Raw genomic sequence first — 7,617 nt, 5'->3', positions numbered from 1 at the left:
AAGCAAAGAAAACCTTAGATAACGAACTTGCTGCTATTGGTGATGCAGAAACTAAACAATTATTAAAAGAGCAAAGTAAACTAGAACAAGAAATGGAAAGAATTAATAAAAGACAAACAGAAATTAAAAAAGAGTTAGAAAATCAACAGACATTTAAAAAAGATATCAGCAGTCGGTTGATAGAACTCAGTGCAGTGCGAGAATTACAAGAAAGACGAGAAAGTTTAGAAACTCAAAAACGTAGTAGTTATGAAGAACTGAAAAAAACTAAAGAAGCACTGAAAAAGATTATTTCCAAACAAGCATACACAGTATTATTAGGTCAAACAAATGCAAATTTTCGGGGAATTATCAGCGAATTAAAACAAAAAGGAGAATTAAAATCAGGAATTTCTAAAGAATTTGTCGCGGAATTAATTCAAACAGGAAGATGTATTTGTGGAGCAGAATTAAAAGAAGGAGGAAATGGACATTTTCACGTTAAATCACTTTTGAAAAAAACCGGATCTTCCTCTGTAGAAGAAACAGCAATTAGAATGGGAGCGCAAGTTGATGATATTGATAAACAAGCGGATATTTTTTGGGATAATGTTAACAGAGAACAAGCAAGAATTAGTCAGATCAAAACCTCACTTTCCCAAATAGAAGGTGAGTTAGATAATATTGAAGAAATCTTGAGAAAAGATCCCAATGAAGATATTAGCGGTTTACAAAAACGGTTAGATGGAATTGAAGGGAAAATTGATGAATTAAACCGAGAACAAGGTGCAAACCAACAGGAAATTTCTCACCTGAAAACAGAAGTTGATGTATTAGTCAAACAAATTGCTAAACAAAAACAAAATGAAGGAAGACAAATTTTAGCACAGCGTCGTATTATTGCAACTCAAGACGCAATTGAAAGATTAACAGAGGTGAAAAATAGACAGGAGAAACAATTTAGATTGCAGTTAGAAAAGCGAGTACAGGAAATATTTTCGGAAATTTCTGTCACTCCTTATATTCCTAAGATTACGGAAAAATATGAACTGACTTTAGTTGAGAATACCACAGGAATAGAAGCACCGGTAGCAGCATCTACGGGAGAAAATCAAATTCTTAGTTTATCATTTATTGCGAGTATTATTGATAAAGTGCGGGAATGGAGTGAAAAACGAAAAATCATGATGGTTCCTGATAGTAGCACTTTTCCTATTGTTATGGATTCACCTTTTGGAAGTTTAGACGCTAACTCTCGTCGTCACATTGCACAAACTATTCCTAAATTAGCAAATCAGTTAGTGGTTTTAGTGACGAAAACTCAATGGAGGGTAGAAGTTGAGGAGGAAATTTTAGAAAGAATTGGTAAGGAATATGTGTTAACTTATTATTCTTCTAAACCTGACTGTGAACAGGATTTTATGGAGGTGAATGGGGAGAAATATTATTTGATTCGTCAAAGTCCTAGTGGTTTTGAGTATACTGAAATTGTGGAGGTGGAAAGGTAGAAGAGGAACGAACCGCTACAGACGCAGAGAGAAACAGAAAAAATTATCTGCGTTTATCTGTGTTTATCTGCGTTCTATTTTTTATCTCACGCAAAGACGCAAAGACGCAAAGGGAAGAACGCAAAAGGAGAAAGGAAAAATGGTTGCTATTTCTGATCGGTTTTATTTGACTCCCCAAGAGTTTTTAGAGTGGGAAGAGTTGCAGGAAATTAAATATGAATATCTTGATGGTGAAGTTTTTGCAATGACTGGAGGTACTATTCCTCATGCTGCGATCGCTTTAAATTTAGCTTCTACTTTGAAAAGTCATTTACGGGGAAGTAAGTGCAGTGCTTTGATGTCAGATGCAAAGGTTGGAGTTTCTGAAAATGGACCTTTTTTCTATCCTGATGTGGTGGTGAGTTGTCATCCTCAAGATAGACAAGCGATTAAGTTTTTGCAATTTCCTTGTTTAATTGTTGAGGTACTTTCTCCGGGTACGGAAGCTTATGATCGGGGTAAAAAGTTTGAAAAATATCGCAATTTTTCTAGTTTACAGGAATATGTTTTGATTGATTCTCAAAAAATCGGTTTAGAATGTTTTAGGTTAAATGATCGGGGTTTTTGGGAATTACATCCTTTTGTTGAGGGTGATGAGGTTCATTTAACAAGTGTTGATTTTCAGTTTCCTTTGTCTTTGATTTATGAGAATGTGGTTTTGGTGGGAGAAAATGAAGAGTTTAAGGATCAAGCAGGTTAATTTTTGATGACAAATATTATCTGCGTCTATCTGTGTTCATCTGTGTTTTATTTTTTTTCTCACGCAAAGACGCAATCTCCGTCAGGAGATCCCGCAGGGTAGACGCAAAGGGAAGAGAGCAAAGTTTTGATTTTAGTTAGTACCATTTGTTGTAAAATATTGGGAGTTGAGATTTTAAGATTATGGCGGAATCTGGTAGAATCAGGGTGGCCAAGGATAAGGCTGATTTGGTGAAGTCTTTAATTTCTTCTGATGGGGGAAATGGTCCTTTTCAAACTTTCGCTGATGTGATTGTTTTTACTGCTGCTTTGGGGGTTAAGTATAAGAAGCGTGTTCCTTTTGAGGAAGTTTCTAAACGTGAACCTGTACCCATCAGGTTAGAAACATTCATATCAATGGGATATGATGTTGTTATTAAATTATTAGGAATTGTAGAAACTGAGAATATTCAAATTTTATCTCCTAATGATGAGGAATTTGAAAAACAACGTAATGAAATTTTTGAAGAATACGCTAATGGTGGTTTAGAAGTTTTACAAGATGAACTGAGGGGATCAATAGATTATTCTGAACGAATTTTATTGTTTTTGATATGTGATAAAGAAAAGAAAAATGAAGAGAGAGGAGAGTTATATTTAAGCGACTTAATAAATTAATAATTTATGATTTATTTAATGACACATAACCAGTTATTAAAAACATGAACACTTTATCATTATACTGCAAAAAGTTATCTAACCTGAATGTTAGCAACAGTAAAAAACGTGGTACGGCTTTACATAAACCAATATTGATCTTATCAGTTATAGATTTAATCAGTAGAGATATTATTAACACAAATGAAATTAGAGTTTCAGATGAATTAATTGAAACCTTTGAAAAATATTGGCAGATAATAGGATCACATTCCTATACAGGAGGTTTACATTATCCTTTCTTTCATTTACAAAGTGAAGGTTTTTGGCATTTAGAATTTAAACCTGATTTTAATGGGTTACAACCAAAAACAACCAACAAATTAAAACAAGCTGTAGAATATGCTTATTTGGATAATGAATTATTTGAGTTTTTACAAAATGAAATTTCTAGAAAAGAACTACTAGATGCACTAATAGCCGCTTTTTTTCCTGATCAAGATAACCAAGTAGATAGCATTTTACAAATTAATCAAAATTTTGAAAATGAAATAATAATACCTGAACCTGCTGAAAATAATCCTAAATATAGATTACAAAAAACAATTATCAGAAATGCTTTCTTTAGAAAAGCAGTAGTTTCTGTATATGGTTGTCAATGTGCCTTTTGTGGTTTAATGGTTAATCAAAATCTCAATCAAAATATAGTAGATGGCGCACACATAAAACCATTTTCCCAATTTTATGATAGTAGAATACATAACGGTATAGCCTTATGTAAAAATCATCATTGGGCATTTGATAGAGGTTGGTTTGGTGTTGATGATAAATACAAAATTATTGTTAGTAAAGAATTAGAAGAAGTATCTCCCCACGCTAAACCAATAAAAGATTTTCATGGTGAAAAACTCATATTGCCTAAAATAGAGAAATACTTTCCAGATATTGAAGCTTTACAATGGCATCGTCAAAACATTTTTCAGCAATAACTATAAAACTGGTGGTAAACCTACATCTTGCGGATCAACCAACTTTCCATCAAAACCAATAGTATTATCTTCCATCGTTCTCGCATCAGCTAAAGCTTTACGCAATTGTGCAACCTCCATTTTTTCAGTCATTCCCCCCAAAATATAAACCAACAACTTCACCGCTAACTCCTTTCCTGAAACCTGAACCCGCTTTTTATTCGGATCATATAAAACCCCATACCATAAAGAATGGGGAAACTCCATTTCACTAAAACCACCTTGACGATCAAATTTTCGCAACTTCTTAAAGATGGCTTCTAAAGACATACCTTTTTTAAAAACCAAAATTCCCAAAGCTTGCGCTAAAGCAACTTGAGACACCGGACGAAATAAAATATTTGCCTCACCACCACCTTTTTCAAAACTAAAGCGTCTTAAATTTGGTGTATCTTCATGATCTAAAATTTTATAACTGGGAAGACTCGCTAAATAATCAAATAATTCTGTAAAATCTGCAATTCCTTCTTGTAATTCTTCATCATCTGGACGTTGAGGAATTAACCCTTTTTCTAAAGGTTTCCAATGGGGGAATTTTTGCCCTAAATATGTAGTAGACATATCCTGTAAAGCTTGCAGTGTAGTCAAAACAGTAGAATTTTTTGCTACTGTAGCACTATTCCAATTGATACGCGGTTTGCGCTTTTCTTTCTCTGCCAAAAGTGGATGTGTCACCGCAATCTTTCGCGCTACAATTGCAAAACCATCATCTTCATTTAACTGGGTTAATTGACCTTTTGTTAAAGGTGCAGCCATTAAATTTACATGAACAAAAATAGACCTAACTCGTTGTTTTGCTTCTGTATAAGTCTCTCCAGCATTCACCGCACAAATAAACTCAATGCCGATTTTTTCCTGTGGTAAATTTTGCAGATCATCAACATCAATTTGAGAATCATCTATCAATTCTGAGAGAGTAATATAACTATCACTATGAGTTTTATCTTTTTTATATCTTCTCAATTTACCAGTTTGCAGTAATTCTAATAAACCTTGAACTCCCATTAATCTATGCTGACCATCTAAAGCATAAATACTAACATTTTCTTCCGCTACATTTAACAAACCAAAAGAACCATTTTCATCTAGAGGAATAAAATCTGTAGTAGCTTTTTTAGCACGTCCTTCACTATTCCACTCATCTGCTTTTGCATTATCAACCCAAGATTGATTAATTACAACCAATACCGGGGGAAACTTATGGTTTTTTCGTGATGCTAAATATTGTACTAACGCAGCTTGACGCGACCAATCTAACGGACGTTGCTGAACTTCATCAATACTATCTGCATCAATTTCAATATTATCGGTTTCGGAATTATAATTTTTTTGCAACAGAGGTAATGTAGAAGCAAAATTAACTCTCTTTGCAAACCATTCTAAAGTAACCGCACCTACATAAGCTTCAACACCTCCCATTTTTGTTTGTTGAACTAGAATTTGGTCTTGTTTGTCAAAAAATGTCTTGAGTAATGTAGATAACATCTGTTGACCTTGAGTTTCATTTTCTGTGTACTGTTGAGAAATGTTACAATTTTGTTCAAATTGGCTGTCCATAAGGTTAATTTTTAAAAACTAAGGTTGAGACTGAGTTGCTTATTTTTCCAAAATATTGGATACTAAAAGTATAGTTTTTAAAAACAATTTTTAAAAGTTAATGTAAACTAACTTAGTATAAATAATTTTTGAATTTGCATTTATCTCAATACATATAATCCAGGTACATCTATATAATTACAGGTAGGGAGTCATGACTATAGCACCACAAACAGACAGTAAAAATCAGCAAAATCGCACTGTAGCGGAATTGGTAGACTATATTCAAGTTCTCACCACAGAAATTCAGGAATTATATTGTTTGGATGCAATACCTTGGGTTGTGGGTTATTCTGGGGGAAAGGACAGTACAGCAACGTTACAACTTATTTGGAATGCTATTTCTGGACTTCCACCAGAAAAAAGAACTAAAACTATTCATGTTATTACCACAGATACGGGTGTAGAAAATCCCTATGTTTCTGCTTGGGTACGTAATTCATTAAAACAAATGGAAATTTCTGCCCAAGAACAAAAAATGCCAATGACACCACATTTATTACAACCAGAAACTAAACAAACATATTGGGCAGGTTTAATAGGTAAAGGATATCCTGCACCCCGTCATACATTTCGCTGGTGTACTGGAAGATTAAAAATTGATCCTTCTAACCGTTTTATTCGTGATGTTGTTAGAGCTAGTGGTGAAACAATTGTTGTATTAGGAACTCGGAAAACTGAAAGTAGAAATCGCGCTTTAATTATGACAAAGAGAGAAGAAGGAAGAATCAGAGATAGGCTTTGTCCTCATCCTAGTCTCATTAATTCTTTGTTATATACACCTATTGAAGATTGGCGTAATGATGAAGTTTGGTTATATTTAATGCAATGGGAAAATCCTTGGGGACATAGCAATAAAGATTTATTTAATATGTATAGAGAATCAACAGCAGATAATGAATGTCCTTTAGTGATTGATACATCTACTCCTAGTTGTGGAAATTCTCGTTTTGGTTGCTGGGTTTGTACCTTGGTTAGCAGTGATAAATCTTTAAACGCAATGATTCAAAATGATGAAGAAAAAGAATGGATGCAACCAATAGTTGATTTTCGTAGAGAATTAGATATTGAACACGATAGAGAAAAAAGAGATTTTCGCAGGATCTGGGGAGAAGTGCAATTATTTGAACGGAATAGAAATGGTGAAACATCAGTTGAACCCATACCCGGACCTTATACAAAATATTGGCGAGAATATTGGTTAAGGAAACTATTAACCGCCCAAACAGAAATGAGAAAAAACGCCCCCGAAAACATGAGAGATATCACCTTAATATCTATGGAAGAACTCAGCGAAATTCGCCGGATATGGTTAGAAGAAAAACACGAATTTGATGATAGTTTACCCCGAATTTATCAAGAAGTGACAGGAGAAGAATTTAAAGATCCCCGTCCTGGTGCAGATTATAGCCTACTGGGTAGCGATGAATGGGAAGTATTAGAAGAAATCTGTGAAGGTGACGCAATGCAATTAGAACTAATGGCGAAATTGTTAGATACAGAAAGACAATTTAAGAAAAAAACGCGCCGAGTAGGGATTTTTGATAGTTTAGAAAAATGCTTTGAAACCAGTTCTCGTTCTCAACAAGATGCTATTGATTATGCCCATTTTAAAAGAGATTTACGACAAGCAGCAAGTGAAGGAGATATAGCCACAATTCGCGCAGCATTTAAACAATTAAATATCGGTGAAACAGCAGAAAAAGAAGAGAATGAACAACCAAATAAACCAGCAAATTTTGCGAGTATGAAATTTAAGAAAAAAGAGGAGTAGATTATGTTACAATCATTACCACAACTTATAGACTTAGAAGAATTTCTTGACTGGTATCCAGATGGATATGGACGGTTTGAATTACATGATGGAGTCATTTTTGAAATGCAAACGACGGGAACACATGAACAGGTATCAGGATTTTTAGCACAGAAATTAAGTGTACAAATCGAACAAAATAACCTACCTTATTTTATCCCCAGACAATGTATTATTAAACCAGTAGATTCTGCCAAATCTGGTTATAATCCCGATGTCATTGTTTTAGATTGGAACGTCATTAATAATGAACCTTTATGGAATAAACGTTCTACAATTACCCAAGGTGAAACGGTCTGTTTAGTAATTGAATTAGTTA

General features: G+C 34.0%; 7 protein-coding genes. 6 read left to right on the top strand and 1 reads right to left on the bottom strand.

Annotated features, from left to right (window positions below):
- From FFR48_RS23290 to FFR48_RS23275, 4 genes are all read left to right on the top strand, one after another.
- Positions 1–1,487: ATP-binding protein (locus FFR48_RS23290; protein ID WP_137669007.1), on the top strand; the 1,487-nt coding region annotated here is incomplete at its 5' end.
- Between the two features lie 139 nt (positions 1,488–1,626).
- The gene (locus tag FFR48_RS23285; protein ID WP_096567841.1) at positions 1,627–2,226 is read left to right on the top strand and encodes a Uma2 family endonuclease; all 600 of its coding nucleotides are present in this window, start codon (positions 1,627–1,629) and stop codon (positions 2,224–2,226) included.
- Between the two features lie 182 nt (positions 2,227–2,408).
- Positions 2,409–2,882 carry a DNA phosphorothioation-associated protein 4 gene (locus FFR48_RS23280; RefSeq protein ID WP_137669006.1) on the top strand — a complete coding sequence of 158 codons (474 nt, stop codon included), beginning with the start codon at positions 2,409–2,411 and terminating at the stop codon, positions 2,880–2,882.
- Positions 2,883–2,926: 44 nt separating this feature from the next.
- On the top strand, positions 2,927–3,850 hold the full coding sequence (locus tag FFR48_RS23275) for an HNH endonuclease (protein ID WP_137669005.1): 924 nt from the start codon (positions 2,927–2,929) through the stop codon (positions 3,848–3,850).
- On the opposite strand, the gene FFR48_RS23270 is transcribed toward FFR48_RS23275, so the two are convergent.
- The gene (locus FFR48_RS23270) at positions 3,851–5,446 is read right to left on the bottom strand and encodes a DGQHR domain-containing protein (RefSeq protein WP_137669004.1); all 1,596 of its coding nucleotides are present in this window, start codon (positions 5,444–5,446) and stop codon (positions 3,851–3,853) included. It abuts the gene before it with no gap.
- Positions 5,447–5,639: 193 nt separating this feature from the next.
- On the opposite strand from FFR48_RS23270, the gene dndC reads away from it, so the two are divergent.
- Positions 5,640–7,259, top strand: a complete 1,620-nt coding sequence (gene dndC, locus FFR48_RS23265; protein ID WP_137669003.1) for a DNA phosphorothioation system sulfurtransferase DndC — start codon at positions 5,640–5,642, stop codon at positions 7,257–7,259.
- Positions 7,260–7,262: 3 nt separating this feature from the next.
- The coding region (locus tag FFR48_RS23260) for a Uma2 family endonuclease (protein ID WP_137669002.1) at positions 7,263–7,617 on the top strand (355 nt) is incomplete at its 3' end.

The organism is Sphaerospermopsis reniformis, from assembly GCF_005402885.1.
Lineage (GTDB): Bacteria > Cyanobacteriota > Cyanobacteriia > Cyanobacteriales > Nostocaceae > Sphaerospermopsis > Sphaerospermopsis kisseleviana.
Note: the sequence above shows the minus strand (reverse complement) of the source record. Positions and strands in the feature narration are given on the sequence as shown.